This window comes from Gordonia sp. KTR9, assembly GCF_000143885.2.
Classification (GTDB): domain Bacteria; phylum Actinomycetota; class Actinomycetes; order Mycobacteriales; family Mycobacteriaceae; genus Gordonia.
This window is the reverse complement of the sequence record NC_018581.1, coordinates 5,384,994-5,402,765: the sequence shown is the minus strand read 5'-3', so window position 1 is coordinate 5,402,765 and position 17,772 is coordinate 5,384,994. Positions and strand designations below refer to the sequence as shown.

Genomic DNA, 17,772 nt, shown 5'->3' with positions numbered 1-17,772 from the left:
CGGTGCCCGCATGCGATTGGTGAGCGACGGTCACGGCGTCGAGATGCGCTGGTCGGCCCGCGGCGGCGCATCATCGTACGGCTCAGCGGTTCGTTGTAGCGCCCACCCGATGAGCACGAGAGCAACTCCGAGTATCAGAAAGCCGATGTCCCAGAGGGTTTGGTGGTCACCGCTTCGGACGTGGTGAATTCCGAGGATGTGGTGGTCGATGATGCCCTCGACCAGGTTGAACAGCCCCCATCCGACAAGGACCCAACCCCATAGTGATCGTGACGTCCACAACCGCTGCCGTGCGTGCGTGACGCGTGAATACAGCAGCGCCAAACCGATCAGCACGGCGAGCCAGGTGAAGGTATGGAACAGCCCGTCCCAGAGTGTGTTGATCTCCAGGCCGTGGACGGTGTCGGCGGGGTAGTGGTCGATCCCGATACGGTCGGTGTCGGTGCTCGTCAGCATGTGATGCCACTGCAGTATCTGGTGGAGCAGGATGCCGTCGACGAAACCGCCGAGACCGACACCGAGGACCACTCCCGGCAGGGCGAGTGAGGTCTCAGTGTCTTGACGATTGGTTACCCGCGGGCTGCTGCGCATTCCATCGCGATGCCCGGGCGTCGTCCGGTCTAAACGTCACCGTATTGACCACGTGCCTGCACCCCATACCGGCTTTTGCCTGGCGAGAAAAAGGGTCTCCACCAGGCCCGGTACGGTTCAGTGCAATGCCTGCGACGATGCGCGGGCCCTCTACTCCTCGATGCCGGTGAGGGGCCGGCGCCTCGCCCAGTACGTTCTGCCTGTGCTGGTGCGACGCGCGCAGCGGGTCGTCGAACGACTCGTCGAGATTCCGAGCCTCTCAGCACCCAGGTGGGGAATCTCAACCGTTGTCGCGAGCGTCTTCGCACCACCAGCTTGGCGTGTCGGGGTTTCCCTCCTCCGACTCACTGCTGCTGCAGCTGGCGAAGAACAGTCCTCCGATTACGAACATCGCCACAACGACGCCGAACACCGCGCCGAAGACGGTGATCAGACCGGCGCGCCGGCCGCCTCGGCGTCGTCGGCCTCGCGCCCGTACCGGGTAGCCAGCCACGAGCAGATCATGAGCTGGATCTGGTGGAAGATCATCAGCGGCAGCACGATGAGGCCGACGGTGGTGCCGGCGAAGAGGACGGTCGCCATCGGCAGGCCGGTGGCCAGGCTCTTCTTGGTGCCACAGAACTGGATGGCGATCGTGTCGGCGCGGTCGAAGCCGAGACGCTTCGGAACCCAGCCCGTCACCGCGAGCATCACCAGGACGAGCAGCAGCGAGATGACCGTGACCGCGATCACCTGACCCACGCCGACCGTCGACCAGATGCCCTGGACGACCCCCTCGCTGAACGCGACGTAGACCACGAGCACGATGGCGCCGCGGTCGGCCAGCTTGGTGATCTTCGCGTGTCGGGTGAAGAACGGGCCGACCCATTTGCGGGCGAGCTGCCCGAGCAGGAACGGCACCAGGATCTGCGCGACGATCTTCAGGACTGACGTCGCGTCGATGCTGATGTCACCGGCGTTCTGCATCAGCGCGACCACGAGCAGCGGGGTCAAGAAGACGCCGAGGATGTTCGACGTGGATGCGCTGACGATCGCCCCGGCGATGTTGCCTCTGGCCATCGAGGTGAAGGCGATCGAGGACTGCACGGTCGAGGGCACCAGACACAGGAACAGCAATCCGGCGTAGAGCTCCTCGCCGATCAGCGGCTCGACGATCGGCTTCAGCGCGAGTCCCACGATCGGGAACACGATGAACGTGAACGCCAGGATCGTGACGTGCAACCGCCAGTGCCGGAGACCTTCGAGGGCCTCGCGTGGATGTAGCCGCGTGCCGTACAGGAAGAACAGCGCGGCGATCGCGACGATCACCACCCAGTCCAGTGCCTCCGCGGCCGCGCCGCGGACCGGCAGGAAAGCGGCGACGACGACGGCGATGATGATGGCCAGGATGAAGCCGTCGATCGGAGAGCGATCGAGGAGATTCTTGAGCGTACGCATGGATGTGCCCCGAGGTCAGAGGTGTGAGACGACGCCGGCCGGCTCAGGCCGGGGTGGAGTCGCCCGCGCAGACGCCGCGCAGCGAGCAGGCGCCGCAGCTGCTGGTGCCGCAATCGGCCGCCGGGCCGGAGGGGTCCTCGTCGGCGGCGTGGCTGTGGGCTTCGTCGCCCGAACAGCAGGAGCAGCCGCCGTCGTCGACGGGTACGGCTGCGGCGGCGCGTACGCCGATGCCGCTGACCAGCCCGATCACCACGAGCGCGGCGACCAGCGCGACGAGTCCGAAGGCCAATGCCCATCCGCCCGGGACGGCGAGGGTCGCGATGCCGCCCAGTGCGAGGATCAGACCGGCGCCGAGGGTGCCCGGGCCGGCGATGCGGTTGGCGATGCGGAACGCCTCGTCGGATCGCATGGTCTCCGCGGAGCGGACGCCGATCCAGCGATTGCGCGGGAGGGTGCCGCGCAGTCCGCGGATTCCTACCACCGCCCAGAGTCCGGCCAGCACGAAGAGCAGTACGGCAACGGCGACGGACACGGCATTCACGACCCACAGCATACGACCGTGCGTCGTACCCGCCGAATCGGCGTACGGCGGCCGTTGCCGGCGGCGGCCGAGGCGACCGGATTGGGGAGCTGCGACCGACAGGATTTACCCTGGTCGCGTGACTTCAGCCGAGAAGACGAGCGGCGACACCGCCGGCACGACCGCACACCGATACACGGCGTCGGTCGCCGGCGAGATCGAGCAGCGCTGGCAGCAGACCTGGTCCGACGAGCGCGCCTACGAGGCGCCGAACCCCGTCGGGCCGCTCGCCGGTGACCTGTCCGCCTTCGGCGGCGGCGACGCCGACGCTGCCGAGAAGCTCTTCGTGCAGGACATGTTCCCCTACCCGTCCGGGGCGGGCCTGCACGTCGGCCACCCGCTCGGCTTCATCGCGAGCGACGTCTTCGCCCGCTACCAGCGGATGACCGGCAAGAACGTGCTGCACACGATGGGCTTCGACTCTTTCGGTCTGCCCGCCGAGCAGTACGCCGTGCAAACGGGCACCCACCCGCGCACCACCACCGAGCAGAACATCGAGCGCTACCTGGGCCAGATCCGACGCCTCGGGTTGGGCCACGACGAGCGTCGTCGGGTGGCCACCACCGACGTCGACTTCTACCGCTGGACCCAGTGGATCTTCCTGCAGATCTACAACGCCTGGTACGACGCCGACCAGGGCAAGGCCCGACGCATCTCCGAGCTCGTCGACGAATTCGCTTCGGGTGCAAGAGCATTGGGTGTCAAGTACGAGGGGCGCGACTGGGCCGACCTCTCCCCCGCCGAGCGCACCGAGATCCTCGACGACCATCGCCTGGTCTACCTGAGCGATTCGCTGGTCAACTGGTGCCCGGGACTGGGAACCGTGCTGGCCAACGAGGAGGTCACCGCCGACGGCCGCAGCGACCGCGGCAACTTCCCGGTCTTCCGGAAACACCTGCGGCAGTGGATGATGCGGATCACCGCGTACTCCGACCGGTTGCTCGACGATCTCGATCTGCTGGACTGGCCGGACAAGGTCAAGACCATGCAGCGCAACTGGATCGGCCGCTCGCGCGGCGCCCAGGTGCGCTTCGACGTGCCCGGCGTCGGCGGCATCGAGGTCTTCACGACCCGTCCCGACACGCTCTTCGGCGCCACGTACATGGTCCTCGCGCCCGAGCATCCGCTCGTCGACGAGCTGACCGCGGGCCAATGGCCGTCCGGCACCGATGACCGCTGGACCCGCGGCGGCGCGGATCCCGCTGCTGCCGTTGCGGAGTACCGCGCGTCGATCGCCGCGAAGTCCGACCTCGAGCGCCAGGAGAACAAGGAGAAGACGGGCGTCTTCACCGGCAGCTTCGCGGTCAATCCTGTGAACGGCGAGCAGGTTCCGGTCTTCGTCGCCGACTACGTCCTCATGGGATACGGCACCGGCGCGATCATGGCGGTCCCGGCGCACGACGCCCGTGACCACGAGTTCGCCACCGTGTTCGGACTGCCGATCCGCGAGGTGATCGGCTCGGACACCGACATCGCCGCCGAGGCCTACGTGGGCGACGGTCCCCTGGTGAACTCCGGGTTCCTGGACGGTCGCAACGTCGAGGATGCGAAGGCGGCGATCGTCGAGCGCCTCGAGGCCGACGGTGTGGGCACCGGGAGGATCCAGTACAAGCTGCGCGACTGGCTGTTCGCGCGCCAGCGCTACTGGGGCGAACCCTTCCCGATCGTCTACGACGCCGCCGGCCAGCCGCATGCGCTGCCCGAATCGATGCTGCCGGTGGAGCTTCCCGAGGTCGACGACTATGCGCCGGTGTCGTTCGACCCCGACGACGCGGACAGCGAACCGTCGCCTCCGCTGGCCAAGGCCACGGAGTGGATGACGGTCGAACTCGATCTGGGTGACGGTGTGCAGACCTACACCCGGGACGCCAACGTCATGCCCCAGTGGGCGGGCAGTTCGTGGTACCAGCTGCGCTACATCGATCCCACCAACTCGGAAACCCTGTGCGCCAAGGAGAACGAGGCGTACTGGATGGGTCCTCGCCCGGCGCTGCACGGCGCGAACGACCCCGGTGGCCTCGACCTCTACATCGGTGGCGTCGAACATGCGGTGCTGCATCTGCTGTATTCGCGGTTCTGGCACAAGGTCCTGTTCGACCTCGGCTACGTCACCAGTCGCGAGCCGTATCGAAAGCTGTTCAACCAGGGCATGATTCAGGCGTACGCCTACACCGATTCGCGCGGCATCTACGTCCCGGCCGAGGAGGTCACCGAGGAGAACGGCGAGTTCTTCTACAACGGTGAGAAGGTCCGCCAGGAGTACGGCAAGATGGGCAAGTCGCTGAAGAACTCGGTGGCGCCCGACGACATCTGCCGTGATTACGGTGCCGACACCCTGCGCGTCTACGAGATGTTCATGGGTCCGCTCGACCAGTCACGGCCGTGGGCCACCAAGGACGTGGTGGGCTCGCAGCGATTCCTGCAGCGGATCTGGCGGCTCGTCGTCGACGAGGAGTCCGGCGCCCTGCGCGTCGCCGACACCGAACTCGACGACGACACGAAACGGTTGCTGCACAAGACGATCGCGGGCGTCCGCGAGGACTACGACGCGCTGCGCAACAACACGGCGGTCGCCAAGCTGACGGTGCTGACCAACCATCTCACCAAGAACTTCGAGAAGTCGGGCGCGCCGCGGGACGCCGTCGAACCTCTGGTGATCATGCTCGCTCCCCTGGCGCCGCACATCGCCGAGGAGCTGTGGCACCGGCTGGGTCGTGACACTCTCGTGGTGCGGGCCTCGTTCCCGGTGGCCGACGAGGCGTGGCTGGTCGAGGACACCGTCGAGATCCCGGTCCAGGTCAAGGGCAAGGTCCGCAGCCGGATCACCGTCGCGGCCGACGCCGACGAGGACACGATGCGCGCCGCCGCGCTCGCCGACGAGAAGATCGTCGCGATCCTCGACGGCGCCGAACCCCGCAAGGTCATCGTGGTCCCCGGCCGGATGGTGAACATCGTCCCCTGACAGCGCCCCCGCTCCCTGAGGCCTGGCGGCCGTCGTGGACTGCGAAAGAGCACTCGTGAGCGTCCGAATTCCATGCTCCCTGAGGTGCGAGCGAAGCGAGCCACGAAGGGTGTCGCAAGGGAACTCACCAGGCCCTTCGTGGCTCGTCGCTTGCGCTCCTCGCACCTCAGGGACCAGGGGGTATGTGGTTCTTTCGGGTTAGGGAGCGGGTTGGGCTCGCAAGCTCGCTCGTCAGGGAGCGGAGGCCGGTCGCTATCTACTTCTTCGGCAGTTTGCGCGCGTAATCGGAACCGATGGCGATCCAGCGGGAGAGTTGACGATCGGTGGCGATGCCCGCGTCGTCGACGCGAAGCCACCCTCGGGTCTCCCGGCCGGACATCACCATCGGTCGGGTGTGCGGATACTCGAGAAAACCGGCCGTTTCCTCCGGCGCGACGCGGACCAGGATGCCGCCTCTGCGGCTGGCCGCGACGGCCATGTTGCCGTTGATCAGGAACGCCAGCCCGCCGAACATGGCCTTCTCGTCGAGGCCGCACTCCGTCGCCAGTAGAGCGCGGATGCGGTAGGCCAGGTCCTCGTCGTACGCCACCGGTCCAGGCTATTCGGCTTCGGTCACGAACCGGGACTTGGCAACGAACTTACCGGGCAGTAAGGTACTGTCATGGCGATCAACCTGGAGCTCCCGAAGAAGTTCGATTCGACGGTCGAGCGCACCCACATGGCTGCCGAGCACCTGTTCCGGCCGATCTCGCGCAAGTACGACCAGGCCGAGCACGAGTACCCGGTGGAGCTCGATGAACTGGCGAAGCTCGCCAAGCAGGGCCGATCCTCAGAGAAGTCGGAGGACAGCGAGAGGACGTCGTCCGACGCGCCGTCCGCGAACGGCGCCAACATGCGCGCTCTGCTCTCGGCGCTGGAGATGAGCTGGGGCGATGTCGGTCTGCTGCTCTCCATCCCGGGTCAGGGTCTCGGCAACGCGGCGATCGCGGCGGTGGCCAACCCCGAGCAGCTCGAACGCTTCGGCGATGTGTGGGCGGCGATGGCCATCACCGAGCCGAGCTTCGGCTCGGATTCGGCGGCGGTCTCCACGACCGCGACCCTCGACGGCGACGAGTACGTCCTGAACGGCGAGAAGATCTTCGTGACCGCGGGCTCGCGCGCCGACCACGTCGTCGTGTGGGCGACCATCGACAAGAGCGTCGGCCGCGCGGCCATCAAGAGCTTCGTCGTGCCGATGACCACCGACGGTGTCACCGTGGCCCGCCTCGAGCACAAGCTCGGCATCAAGGCTTCCGATACTGCGGTGGTCCGGTTCGAGAATGCTCGGGTTCCGGCCGAGAATCTGTTGGGTTCGCCGGAGATCGACACCAAGAAGGCCTTCGGCGGGGTCATGCAGACCTTCGACAACACCCGCCCGGTCGTCGCCGCGATGGCCATCGGACTCGGCCGCGCATCTCTGGAGGAGCTGCGTCGAATGCTGGAGGAGGCGGGCCACGAGATCGATTACGACCGCCCCGCCTCGTCGCAGCACGCCACCGTCGCCGAGTTCATCCGACTCGAATCCGACTGGGAGGCATCGTGGTTGCACACGGTGCGGGCAGCGTGGATGGCCGACAACAAGCAGCCGAACTCGACCGAGGCGTCGATGTCGAAGGCGAAGGCCGGCCGTACGGTCACCGACATCACCAACAAGACCGTCGAGATCGGAGCCACCGCGGGCTATTCGGAGACGTCGCTGGTGGAGAAATGGGCTCGCGACTCGAAGATCCTGGACATCTTCGAAGGGACGCAGCAGATCCAGCAGCTGATCATCGCCCGACGTGTGCTGGGCAAGACCTCCGCGGATTTGAGGTAGTGGTTCGCGGTTGGCGAACTCTAATGCGCAAACCGGACACATCTCGGATGTCCGAGTGTGACGATGGGGAAGGACGAGGGCCGAACCAGGCGCCCTGACCGAGCACCCATCCATCGGAGGTGGTGTGGCATGACCGCACCCGACAACATCACGATCGATCCGTCACTGATCGACCTGTACAAGGACCTGCACCGTAATCCGGAGTTGGGTTTTCGAGAAGGTCGGACCGCTTCGATCGTCGTGGATCACCTCCGCGCATCGGGATTCGAGGTCACCACCGGGGTGGGCAAGACAGGTGTCGTCGGTGTCCTCCGAAACGGGGACGGGCCCACCGTGGTGTCCCGGGCGGACATGGATGCGCTACCCGTGCGAGAGGACACCGGTCTCGACTACGCCAGCACCGCCACCGCCATCGACGGCGACGGTGAGTCGGTTCCGGTCGCGCACGCCTGCGGTCACGATCTGCACACCACCTGCCTTCTCGGTGCGGCTGCTGTCCTGGCGGGTGAGATATCCGCGTGGTCGGGCACCTTGATCGTCGTGTTCCAACCTGCCGAAGAGTTGGGTGCCGGAGCCCAGGCGATGGTCGACGACGGCCTGTGGGACAGGTTTCCGAAGCCGGATGTCGTTCTCGGTCAACACGTGTCACCACTGCCGGCCGGGAAGATCGCCGGTCACGCGGGCGCATCGTACGCCGGCTCGGATTCTCTGCGGATACGTCTGGTGGGTCGAGGTGCGCACGGCTCGATGCCGGAGGCCTCCGTCGACCCCATCGTGTTGGCGGCCTCGACGGTGCTGCGATTGCAGACCGTGATCTCGCGGGAGATCCCGAGCACGGCGACGGCCGTGCTGACCGTGGGATCCATCCACGCCGGGGATGCCGCGAATGTCATTCCGGGAGAGGCGGAAATACAGCTGAACATCCGCAGTTACGAAGAGAGCGTGCGCAGTAGGATCCTCGACAGTGTCGAGCGCATCGTGCGCGGTGAGGCTGCAGCATCGGGTGCACCGGAAGAACCGACCATCACCGAGATCGAACGCTTCCCGGTGGTGACGAACGACGCCGCTGCGCTTTCCACGACACTCGGTGCGTTCGCGGACTGGTTGGGGGAGAACAACATTCTCGATCCAGGCGCGGGCGCGGGGAGCGAAGACGTGGGGATCCTCGCGACGAGCTGCGGAGCGCCGCTCTCGTACTGGCTGCTCGGCGGAGCGGACCCGACTCTCTTCACGACCGGTGACATGACGGATCCGGCCCTGTTGAAGGTTCCGTCCAACCATTCGCCGCACTACGCGCCGGTCATCGATCCGACGCTGTCGATCGGGGTGCGCGCGCAGGTCGTCGCCGCGCGGACCTGGCTGGGCCCGGCCGCCTGATCGCGCACCGAGCCGGGAACCTCACACCCGGCCGATGAGCCAGTCGGCGATGGTCGCGGCGTTGCGGGGATCGGTCGCCACCCCTGGGTGTCCGGTGAAATGATCGGTATAGGTCACCGACACCCCCGACCGTCGGTAGGTGTCGACCAGACCGGCCACCAGCGGTTGCGGGGACACGGTGTCGACGGTGCCGGAGTCGACCCGGACCGGAAGAGCCTTCGAGAAGCGAAGTCGCGCAACATCGTTGTTGCGAAGGGTCGTCAGCAGCCGCTGCTTCATCTCCTCGCCGCGGGGTCCCAGCAGCTGGGTGGGTGCGAGACCGCCGAACGAATCCGCTGCCGTCAGGTCTGCGTAGCAGCGGGTCTCGACCTGAGGACGCAGTTCGCGCGCCCGGGCGCTGAGTCCGCCGTTGTCCATCAGTTCGTCGAACGCGGGATCAGCTGCAGCCGCACCGCTCCCGATCAGCGCGGCCAGTCCCATGAGTTCGTTGACGGCCGGCCCGGCGACGGGGACGTTGGACGCGCCGTCGAGCAGGCCGGCGACTCGTGTCGGTGGTGCCAGCGCCGACACGGCCCGTAACCGCAGGGGTCCCCACTCCGATGACGGACGAGCAGCGGCCGACAGTGCGGCGACGGCTCCCTCCGAATGGCCCGCCACGACGACGTCGCGACCGATGCGCGGATCGTGATCGGCCGCCGCGAGCGCCATGTCGATCGCCGACCGCGCCAACGAGTCCCCGATGAGATAAGGATGTGGCCCCGGCCCGCCGATACCCTCGAAGTCCGGGCGCACCACGACGAAACCGGCGTCGAGCAGCCGGGCGACGATGCCATCGCCGGACGTCATGCGGGGTAGTTCGCTGTGGCCGGCGTGGGCAACCGACGGGGCGCACGCGTCGGCTGCCCCCACGGTCATGTGGTTCCACACGGCAAGGGGCCAGCCACCTGCGGGTGGCGGCGTCGGCGGGGTGAGGAGGGTTCCGGACATGACCGTCGGCACGCCGCGGATCGAGGTCGAGGTGTATCGCACGCGCAGCGTCGAATCAGCCTGGGGTAGGGCGACAGTCCGGTCGGCCACCATCTCGGTGTCGATGATGCGAGGGACCACGTGCGAGACGGTCACCGATCCCTCGCTCGGCGCTGCCCACGACGGGGCGGCGCCGGTGAGGACTGCGGCACAGGCCATTCCGACAACCAGGAGGCCGGAGGCCAGTCGTCGGCCAGCGGCTCGGCTCTTGTCCTTCGCGGTCAGTGTCACCGTCACCCCAGCAGCCTAGCCGCGATGGATGGGTCGCGTGCCGGGCTGAGCCCTGCCGCGGCACGGATCAGCGCAGCAGACGTTCCCGCAGTTGGGCTTCGCGCACCAGGCGTTCGGTGTCTCGGCGCCGGCGCTCGGCCATGATCGCCGACAACACGTCCTCGAACTGGGCACCGGGCGGGGGAGCGGGGGCGACGAACGGTGCGACGTCGAACACGATCCGGCGGGCGGCGTACGCCCGTGGTTCGGGCTTCATGCCGTGCCGGCCGTTGAGGAACTGCCTGATGACCACCGCGAGCGGGTCGGGAAGTGCGGCCATGTCGGCGGAGACGGCCCATGACCGCAGACCCGGCGGCATGTCGATGGGGGCCTGTTCGACGAGCCGATGACGGTCGCGGATCACGTAGGTCCCGGCGAGCAGATCACCCAGGCGCTTGTTTCGTCGGGAGATGGCCGCCGAGATGAGCGCCGGGAGTCCCAGACAGGCGTAGAGCTCGATGAACCCGATCAGCGCGCGGGTCAGCGAGTGCCGGAAACCCGTCGGACCGGCGTCATCTCGGACCGTCCGGAGGCCGAGGACGAGGTGGCCCACGGACTTTCCCGGGGTGACGGTCTCCAGCAGTGTCGGAAGAGCGACGACGGCGAGGATGGGAATCAACGTGTTGATGGTTCCGCGCCACGCGTCACTCGCCTCGCCGGCGACCTTGAACGACATCCACCACAGGAACAACCACAGGCCGAAACCGAGCAGGACGTCGAGGATGCCCGACAGAATCCGGTAGCCGAGGTTGGCCGGCGGCAGTGCGAGAGCGACGGCTTCGCCGGAGACCAGGTCGTCGCGCCCGACGCCGACCGTCGTCGTGGCGCCCGCACCCCATACTGGGGGTCGCGGCGGCACGGGATGAGACATCACGCCTCACCCTACGACGCGATACCGCGACGCGGCGTCGGGAACACACACCCGCGAGGTCCCGCTGAATGACACGTGCCGCGGTCGCGCGAATGCCGGATACCCTGGCCGCGTGGATCTCGACGCCTATGTGTCCGCGCACCGCGCGACGTGGGAGCGGCTCGACGCGCTATCCCGGCGTCGCCGACTCACCGGTGCCGAGGCCGACGAGATGATCGACACCTATCAGCGCGTGGCCACCCATCTGTCGGTCATCCGGTCGACCGCCCCCGACGCGTCGCTCGTCGCGTACCTGTCGGCTCTCCTGGCTCGCGCCCGCGGCCGTGCGACCGGAACCCGCGTCAGCACGCCGACGACGGTGATCGAGTTCTTCACCCGGTCGTTCCCCGCCGCCCTGTACCGGATGCGCTGGTGGTGGCTGTCGGTGATGGGTGGGTCGCTCGGCGCAGCGGCGATCATGACGTGGTGGGTTCTGGCCCATCCGCGCATCGAGAGCTCGTTCGCGTCGCCCGCCGAGATCGAAAGCCTCGTCACCAACGACTTCGAGAACTACTACAGCGAATACGAGGCGACGTCGTTCGCCGCGCGGGTGTGGACCAACAACTTCTGGCTGGCCGCCCTGTGTATCGCCTTGGGGGTGTTCGGCTTCCCGGTGATCTGGATGCTTTATACGAACGTCCTGAATCTGGTGGTCGTGGCGTCGATCATGATTCGCCACGGTCGCGGCGACCTCTTCTTCGGACTGATCCTGCCGCACGGGATGCTCGAGTTGACCTGCCTGTTCGTCGCCGCGGGGGTGGGTCTGCGGATCTTCTGGGCGTGGGTGTCCCCGGGAAATCGGACGCGTGCAACGGCTCTCGGGGAGGAGGGCCGGGCGGCGGTCGGAGTCGCACTGGGTCTGGTGGTCGTGCTGTTGCTGTGCGGGGTCATCGAGGCATTCGTCACGCCGTCCCCGCTGCCGACCTGGGCGCGCATCGGGATCGGTGTGACGGCCTGGTCGCTGTTCATGGCCTACGTCTTCGTCGCCGGCCGTCGCGCTCACGAGTACGGGGACACCGGTGACCTCGACGAGGCCGACCGCGGACTCACGGTGCCGACGGTGAGATAGCGCCTGTCGGGGTCCGGTCGCGACGTGCCGGCGCTTACGATCTCCGGGAGAGTCGACGACGACGAAGGGAACACTCTGATGGCCACTCGCAAGGGATCACTGGACGCTGTCTCGCTGCTGGGCGGGGGACTGGCCGCGACCGGCGTGGCGCACTTCGTGGCGCCGCAGGTCTTCGCTCCGATCACCGCGCCGGTGTTCCCTGACGACACCACCACCTGGACCTACCGCAACGGTGCCTCCGAGACCGCGATCGGCCTCGCGCTGGTGTCGCCGCGGACCCGGCGGCTGGGCCTCATCGGCCTCGCCGGCTACCTGGGTTTCCTCGGGTACCGGGCGGCGCTGGCACGCGGCTGACGCGGGTCCGTTGACCAGAGTGCGGGATGCGTGCCGGAAACCGGTACGTATCCCGCACTCTGTGATCAGATTCGACCGAACTCCGCCATCGCGTCGGCGAGGGTCATGCCGTTGCGGATCGCGGCACGGACGTCGACCTCCTTCTCGGTCATGGCTTCGGCCGCCTCGAGCACGACGTCGACGACCCCACCGGGGATGACGATGACACCGTCGTCGTCGCCGAGGATGAAGTCCCCGGGTTCGATGACGACCGGTTTCCCGGACGCACCCGGCAGGGTGACGGTCGTCTGCCACGCACTGACGCGCCAGCGGCCGCTGGTCTGGACCGAGGCCGGATAGCGGGAGAACGTCGTGAAACCGATCTCGTGCAGCCACTTCTTGTCGCGCACACCGCCGTCGAGCACTGCGCCGGGGGAACCCCGCTGCATCATCCCGATCGCGACGAGTTCACCGAAGTAACAGACGCCGCGCCCGTTCCCCTGCCACACGGACACCTCGTCCGGGCCGATCTGGTTGCACGCCCGCGCTTTCAGCGGGTCTCGTCCCGGGGTGTCGCTCATCGCGCCCGAGATCGTGAACGCCCACCCGGCCAGACGCTCGCGCCCGGCCACACACGTGACGTCGGTGGCGAGTGCCTGATCGCGGTGGCCGAGGTCATCGAGGACGTCGGCGACATTCGCGACATCGACGGTGAGGAACCGGGAGCGGATGAGTGCGCGATCGGTGGTTGTGCGGGTGGGCATCAGCTGCAGACTTTCGGTGAGAACGGGTGGAACCGGGGGAACTGCCGTCGGATCACGTGTCCTGGCGCGTACGCATCCGTAGGCGGCGGAACGCGGTGAACAGGACCACGACGGCGAGAACGCCGTAGAGGACCCACGTGATCGCGCTGCCGATCAGTACGCTCGGATCACCGCCGCTCGACATCATCGCGTTGCGCAGGCTGGTCTCGGCGAGGGGGCCGAGGACGACGCCGATCATGACCGGAGCGAGCGGGAACCCGTAGCGGCGCAGTAGATATCCGACGAAGGCGATAGCGATGACCAGGATGAGATCGGTGATCGCGGCCGATGTGGCGTACACGCCGAGGACACAGAACACCGCGATACCCGCGTAGAGGTAGTGCCTGGGGATCAACAGCAACTTCGCCCAGATGGCCGCGAACGGCATGTTGAGGATCAGCAGCATGACCAGTCCGATGAACAGGCTGGCGATGAGCGTCCAGACGAGATCGGCGTTGCGTTCGAAGAGCAGGGGGCCGGGCTGCAGACCGTACTGCTGGAACGCGGCCAGCATGATCGCCGCGGTGGCGGAAGTGGGCAGGCCCATCGCGAGCAAGGCCCCCATCGCGGTGCCCGACGTCGCGTTGCCCGCCGCCTCCGGTCCGGCGACGCCGCGGATGGCGCCCTGTCCGAACTGGGGGTCGGGGCGCTTGCGGTCGAGACGCCGCTCGGTCCCGTAGGCGAGGAACGTGGGCACCTCCGCGCCACCGACCGGGATGACGCCGAAAGGAACACCGAAACCCGTGCCGCGCAACCACGCCGGGAGCGCCTCACGGAACTCGGCGCGCTTGAGGAAGGGCCGCCCGATGACGGCGTCCGTATCCGGGGCACGCGTGCGATGGATGCGAGACGCGACGTAGATGACCTCGCCCAGGGCCAGGGTGCCGACGGTGATCACGATGATGCTGATGCCGTCGAACAACTCGGGTGCGCCCATGGTGAAGCGCTGGGTGCCCGAGATCCCGTCGATCCCGATGACCGCGAGGATCAAGCCGATGAGCAGCCCGGTCAGGCCCTTGATGACGGAGTCGGAGACCACCGACGCGATCGCGATGAAGGCGAAGACGGCGAGTGCGAAGTACTCGGCGGGACCGAACTGGATCGCGAGGTCGGCGAGCTTGGGCGCGAAGAACACGACGATGGTCGTCGCGATCATGCCGCCGATGAAGGCGCCGATGGCGGCCGTGGCCAGCGCCTGCGCGGCCCTCCCGCGCTTGGCCATCCGGTGACCTTCGAATGATGTCGCGATAGCCGTGGACCCCCCGGGCGTGTTCATCAGGATGCCCATGGTCGAGTCGCCGAACAGGCCGCCGAAGTACACGCCGGCGAACATGATGAACGCGGCAGTGGGGTCGAGCGTGAAGGTCACCGGTAGCAACAGCGCGACGGCCATCGCCGAACCGAGACCGGGGAGCACCCCCACCGCGGTGCCGAGCAGCGCGCCGATGAAGACCCAGAGCAGGTTCATCGGGGTGAGCGCCTGGGAGAACCCCTCCAACAGGAGCGAGATGTTGTCCATCAGAACAGTCCTCCCAGGATGCCGGCGGGCAGATTCAGTCCCAGACCCGCCGAGAAGAACGCCTGCACCGCGCAGGAGACGACGAGGGACACCGCGATGTCGAGAACCGGGCGGGTGGAACCCATGGCGTGGGCGACGATCCAGAACAGCAGTGCGGCCGACAGGATCCAACCCAGGGGGATCAGCAGCACGGTGAAGGCGATCAGCCCGCCCAGGACGAGACCCATTGCACGCCAGTCACTCTGCGTGCGCCACTGCCCGGTCGCCGGCGGCACGATGTCGGGATCGGGCTCGTCCGGGTGACGTAGCGTCTGGACGGTCAGGAGACCGGCGATGAGGTAGGCGCAGATCGTCAAGATGATCGGGAAGAATGCCGGTCCGGGAGTTGCTGCGCTGCCTGGGATGTCCATCCCGATGATGCCGGCGGTCAGGTAGACGGCAAGCGCGAGCATCATTCCTGCGACGACCAGGCCGCTTCGTCCGGTGAGCGGTCGGCGTGCGCGGTCCGGCCGGTCGTCGAGCGGCGTGCCGGCGGGCTGGGCCGCCGCGTTGTCAGTCGTCATGATGGGCCGCCTTCACTGCCAGTACCGGGACCTCGGCATCGATGAGGATGCGTTGGGCATTCGAACCGAGCAGAAGCTTCCCGACGCGCGACCGTCGGCGCAGGCCGACGACGATGAGATCGGCGGACAACTCCTCGGAGACGTCGATGAGTTCGGCGGCCGGGTCGGAGTCCTCGCGACGATGGCCGAGCCAACGAATCGCGTTGCCGTCGACCGCGTTTCCGGCACGCGCGAAGTCGGGTTCGGTGATGCCGCCGTCGTCCTCGACAGCAGCGGTGTCCATGTCGAAGACGATGAGTGGAGTGTTCTCGCTGTTCGCGAGGCGCCGGCCGTGCTCGAGCGCAGCTCGACCTTCGGGGGTATGGGCGAAGGCGACAAGGATGGTCATGGGGTCTCCGTGATGTCGTGTGGGGCAGGGGTGATGCGGTCCGGGCCGGGTTCGAGGGTCAGTACCCGAGATCGGCCCAGATGCCGCGGACGAACTCCGATTGCTGGTCGATGACCTGGGTGAATCCGTTGCCGGGCGTGAACGTGTCGGACCAGTTGTTGCGCTGCAGCGCGTCGCGCCACTCCGGTGACTCGACGACCTCGGTGACGATCGCCTCGAGTTCGGTCCGCTCGTCGTCGGTGATCCCCGGCGGTGCGACCACGCCGCGCCAATTGGTGAGGGTGACGTCGAAACCCAACTCCGACAGCGTCGGCAGATCGATGGCCGGAACCGGATCGGGGGCCGAGATCGCCAGCGCGCGTAGATTTCCGGCGGCGATCTGGTCGACGAAGTCCTCGTAGCCGCTGACCGATGCCTTGATCGTCCCCGACATGAGCGAGGTCGCCAGTTCGCCGCCGCCGGAGTACGCGATGTAGTTGACCGCGGCAGGGTCGACGCCGTTTTCGCGAGCCATCTGGCTGATGATCATCTGATCCACGCTGCCCAGCGACCCGCCACCGAAGGTGAATCCCTTCGGGTCCTTCTTCCACGCGGCCATCAGCTCGTCGATGGTCGTGATCGGGGAATCGTCCGGTACGACGACCACGTCGTAGTCATCGGCAAGGCGCGCGATGGGGGTGACGTCACCGAGATCCACGTCGGATCCGTTGATGTTGATCGCGCCCAGCATCGTGATGCCCATGACCATGATCGTGGTGGCGTCGCCCGTCATGCCGGCGAACTGGCTGAGTCCGATGGTGCCCCCGGCGCCGGGGATGTTGACGACCTGCGAGTTGTTGACGATGTTCTGCGCTCGCATCGCCTGCTGCATCTCACGCGCCGCGCCGTCCCAACCTCCGCCGGCGGCGGCGGGCGCGATCAGGGTCAGTTGCGACCGAGCGTCCGCGCCGCCCTCACTCCCGGCCGCGTCGATGACACCGACGGCGATGATCGCCGCAGCCACCAAAGCGCCGAGTGCCTTGACGAACGTGGGCAGACGCCTCGGGGTGGAGGCTGCCGGTGGGGTCTCGGCCGGTTCGTCGGCACGGGGAGGTGGTGAGGTCATGCGTTCCTCGTTTCCATTCGGGGTCGGTCGCCGAGGCCGAGTGCTACCAACATCGTCTTCTCGCTTCTGGATCGGATGTGAGGACAATCACGTCGGTGGTCACATCAGGAGTGTTCGTGTAACCGGCATCACGATCACGCTTAGGCGCATAAGTATCGTTTTGCGCTTTTTGCGCGGTCAGGCGAGTGCTGGTTATAGATTATAACCTATGACCGTGACGCGGGCCACATCGCACAAAACGCTGATGTGGCTGTCAGGCGGTTGCGGAATCCTCGCCGAGCGCATCGATCGCGCGACGGCCCAGGCTGTTGCCGATGTGCTCGCGCATCACCGCATCCGCTCGACCGGCGTCGCCGTCGGCGACGGCCTCCATGATCGCCCGGTGCTCGGCGGTGACCCGCGACCGGTCGGCGGGTGAGTCGCCTCGGTGGGAGAGGCCGATGACGCGGTAGCGGTCCGCCTTGTCCCAGAGTCGTTCGAGGATGTCGATCAGGACGGGATTACCCGACGCGCGATACACGGTGCGGTGAAACTCCCGGTGGCGGACAAGGGCATCGAGATCGGATGCGCTGGCGATGGGCGACAGGCGGTCGAAGGCGTCGCTGATGGCCGCGATGTCGGAGGATGTGCGGGTTCGCGCGGCCAGCGCCGCCGCGAGCGGGTCGAGGTTCTCGCGCACCTGGTACAGGTGACGCGCCTCGTCGGCGGACACCGGGGTCACCCGGGCGTCTCGGTGGGCCTCGAGCTCGACCATGCCCTCGGCGGACAGCCGGCGGATCGCCTCGCGGAGAGGTGTGGTGCTGACACCGATCTCGGCGGCGAGCTTGGCCTGGGGGATCACCGCGCCGGCCGGCAGTACGCCGGTCAGGATTCGTCGCTGGAGTTCTGCGTATGCGTAATCATTCTTGGTGAACATCCCGCCCGGTGTCGTCATGGCGGGCCTCCCGGCAGTGGTCATGGGCGTCGAGATCCGGCGCGAGCGGA

17 protein-coding genes are annotated in these 17,772 nt (G+C 67.3%); 5 read left to right on the top strand and 12 right to left on the bottom strand.

Going from position 1 to position 17,772, the window contains the following annotated elements:
- Positions 1 to 30 precede the first annotated feature (30 nt).
- The 3 genes from KTR9_RS24915 to KTR9_RS24905 form a co-directional block, all read right to left on the bottom strand.
- Positions 31 to 591, bottom strand: a complete 561-nt coding sequence (locus tag KTR9_RS24915; RefSeq protein ID WP_014928703.1) for a DUF2243 domain-containing protein — start codon at positions 589 to 591, stop codon at positions 31 to 33.
- Positions 592 to 1,020: 429 nt separating this feature from the next.
- On the bottom strand, positions 1,021 to 2,028 hold the full coding sequence (locus tag KTR9_RS24910) for a bile acid:sodium symporter family protein (RefSeq protein ID WP_014928702.1): 1,008 nt from the start codon (positions 2,026 to 2,028) through the stop codon (positions 1,021 to 1,023).
- Positions 2,029 to 2,071: 43 nt separating this feature from the next.
- Entirely contained in the window at positions 2,072 to 2,581 is a 510-nt protein-coding gene (locus KTR9_RS24905; protein WP_010843095.1) for an SdpI family protein, read from the bottom strand.
- A gap of 106 nt (positions 2,582 to 2,687) precedes the next feature.
- Here KTR9_RS24905 and leuS point away from each other — a divergent pair, with 106 nt between their 5' ends.
- Positions 2,688 to 5,570: a leucine--tRNA ligase gene (leuS, locus tag KTR9_RS24900; RefSeq protein ID WP_014928701.1), complete on the top strand. Its 2,883-nt coding sequence runs from the start codon at positions 2,688 to 2,690 to the stop codon at positions 5,568 to 5,570.
- Positions 5,571 to 5,826: 256 nt separating this feature from the next.
- Here the strand turns inward: leuS and KTR9_RS24895 are convergent, their stop codons facing one another.
- Positions 5,827 to 6,159, bottom strand: coding sequence for a TfoX/Sxy family protein (locus KTR9_RS24895; RefSeq protein WP_010843832.1), 333 nt, complete (start codon positions 6,157 to 6,159; stop codon positions 5,827 to 5,829).
- A gap of 72 nt (positions 6,160 to 6,231) precedes the next feature.
- On the opposite strand from KTR9_RS24895, the gene KTR9_RS24890 reads away from it, so the two are divergent.
- Together KTR9_RS24890 and KTR9_RS24885 are read left to right on the top strand one after the other, a co-directional pair.
- On the top strand, positions 6,232 to 7,425 hold the full coding sequence (locus tag KTR9_RS24890) for an acyl-CoA dehydrogenase family protein (RefSeq protein ID WP_014928700.1): 1,194 nt from the start codon (positions 6,232 to 6,234) through the stop codon (positions 7,423 to 7,425).
- Between the two features lie 129 nt (positions 7,426 to 7,554).
- Positions 7,555 to 8,802: an amidohydrolase gene (locus KTR9_RS24885; RefSeq protein WP_014928699.1), complete on the top strand. Its 1,248-nt coding sequence runs from the start codon at positions 7,555 to 7,557 to the stop codon at positions 8,800 to 8,802.
- A gap of 21 nt (positions 8,803 to 8,823) precedes the next feature.
- Here KTR9_RS24885 and KTR9_RS24880 read toward each other — a convergent pair whose 3' ends face one another.
- On the bottom strand, positions 8,824 to 10,065 hold the full coding sequence (locus KTR9_RS24880) for a lipase family protein (RefSeq protein WP_083889010.1): 1,242 nt from the start codon (positions 10,063 to 10,065) through the stop codon (positions 8,824 to 8,826).
- A gap of 61 nt (positions 10,066 to 10,126) precedes the next feature.
- A complete protein-coding gene (locus KTR9_RS24875) occupies positions 10,127 to 10,969 on the bottom strand; it encodes an RDD family protein (protein WP_014928697.1) in 843 nt (280 codons plus the stop codon).
- A gap of 112 nt (positions 10,970 to 11,081) precedes the next feature.
- Here KTR9_RS24875 and KTR9_RS24870 point away from each other — a divergent pair, with 112 nt between their 5' ends.
- Together KTR9_RS24870 and KTR9_RS24865 are read left to right on the top strand one after the other, a co-directional pair.
- Positions 11,082 to 12,077 carry a stage II sporulation protein M gene (locus tag KTR9_RS24870; protein WP_010843837.1) on the top strand — a complete coding sequence of 332 codons (996 nt, stop codon included), beginning with the start codon at positions 11,082 to 11,084 and terminating at the stop codon, positions 12,075 to 12,077.
- Between the two features lie 78 nt (positions 12,078 to 12,155).
- Positions 12,156 to 12,431, top strand: a complete 276-nt coding sequence (locus tag KTR9_RS24865) for a membrane protein (RefSeq protein ID WP_014928696.1) — start codon at positions 12,156 to 12,158, stop codon at positions 12,429 to 12,431.
- Positions 12,432 to 12,496: 65 nt separating this feature from the next.
- Here the strand turns inward: KTR9_RS24865 and KTR9_RS24860 are convergent, their stop codons facing one another.
- The 6 genes from KTR9_RS24860 to KTR9_RS24835 form a co-directional block, all read right to left on the bottom strand.
- Positions 12,497 to 13,174, bottom strand: coding sequence for an RraA family protein (locus tag KTR9_RS24860; RefSeq protein ID WP_014928695.1), 678 nt, complete (start codon positions 13,172 to 13,174; stop codon positions 12,497 to 12,499).
- Positions 13,175 to 13,226: 52 nt separating this feature from the next.
- A complete protein-coding gene (locus KTR9_RS24855) occupies positions 13,227 to 14,732 on the bottom strand; it encodes a tripartite tricarboxylate transporter permease (RefSeq protein ID WP_014928694.1) in 1,506 nt (501 codons plus the stop codon).
- Positions 14,732 to 15,295: a tripartite tricarboxylate transporter TctB family protein gene (locus tag KTR9_RS24850; protein ID WP_014928693.1), complete on the bottom strand. Its 564-nt coding sequence runs from the start codon at positions 15,293 to 15,295 to the stop codon at positions 14,732 to 14,734. Before KTR9_RS24850 ends, KTR9_RS24855 begins: the two co-directional genes overlap by 1 nt.
- The gene (locus KTR9_RS24845) at positions 15,285 to 15,683 is read right to left on the bottom strand and encodes a universal stress protein (protein WP_014928692.1); all 399 of its coding nucleotides are present in this window, start codon (positions 15,681 to 15,683) and stop codon (positions 15,285 to 15,287) included. Before KTR9_RS24845 ends, KTR9_RS24850 begins: the two co-directional genes overlap by 11 nt.
- A 58-nt stretch (positions 15,684 to 15,741) precedes the next feature.
- Positions 15,742 to 16,788 (bottom strand): Bug family tripartite tricarboxylate transporter substrate binding protein, encoded by a 1,047-nt coding sequence (locus tag KTR9_RS24840; protein ID WP_014928691.1) that lies wholly within the window; start codon positions 16,786 to 16,788, stop codon positions 15,742 to 15,744.
- 253 nt (positions 16,789 to 17,041) lie between these two features.
- A complete protein-coding gene (locus KTR9_RS24835) occupies positions 17,042 to 17,722 on the bottom strand; it encodes a GntR family transcriptional regulator (protein WP_014928690.1) in 681 nt (226 codons plus the stop codon).
- Positions 17,723 to 17,772 lie beyond the last annotated feature (50 nt).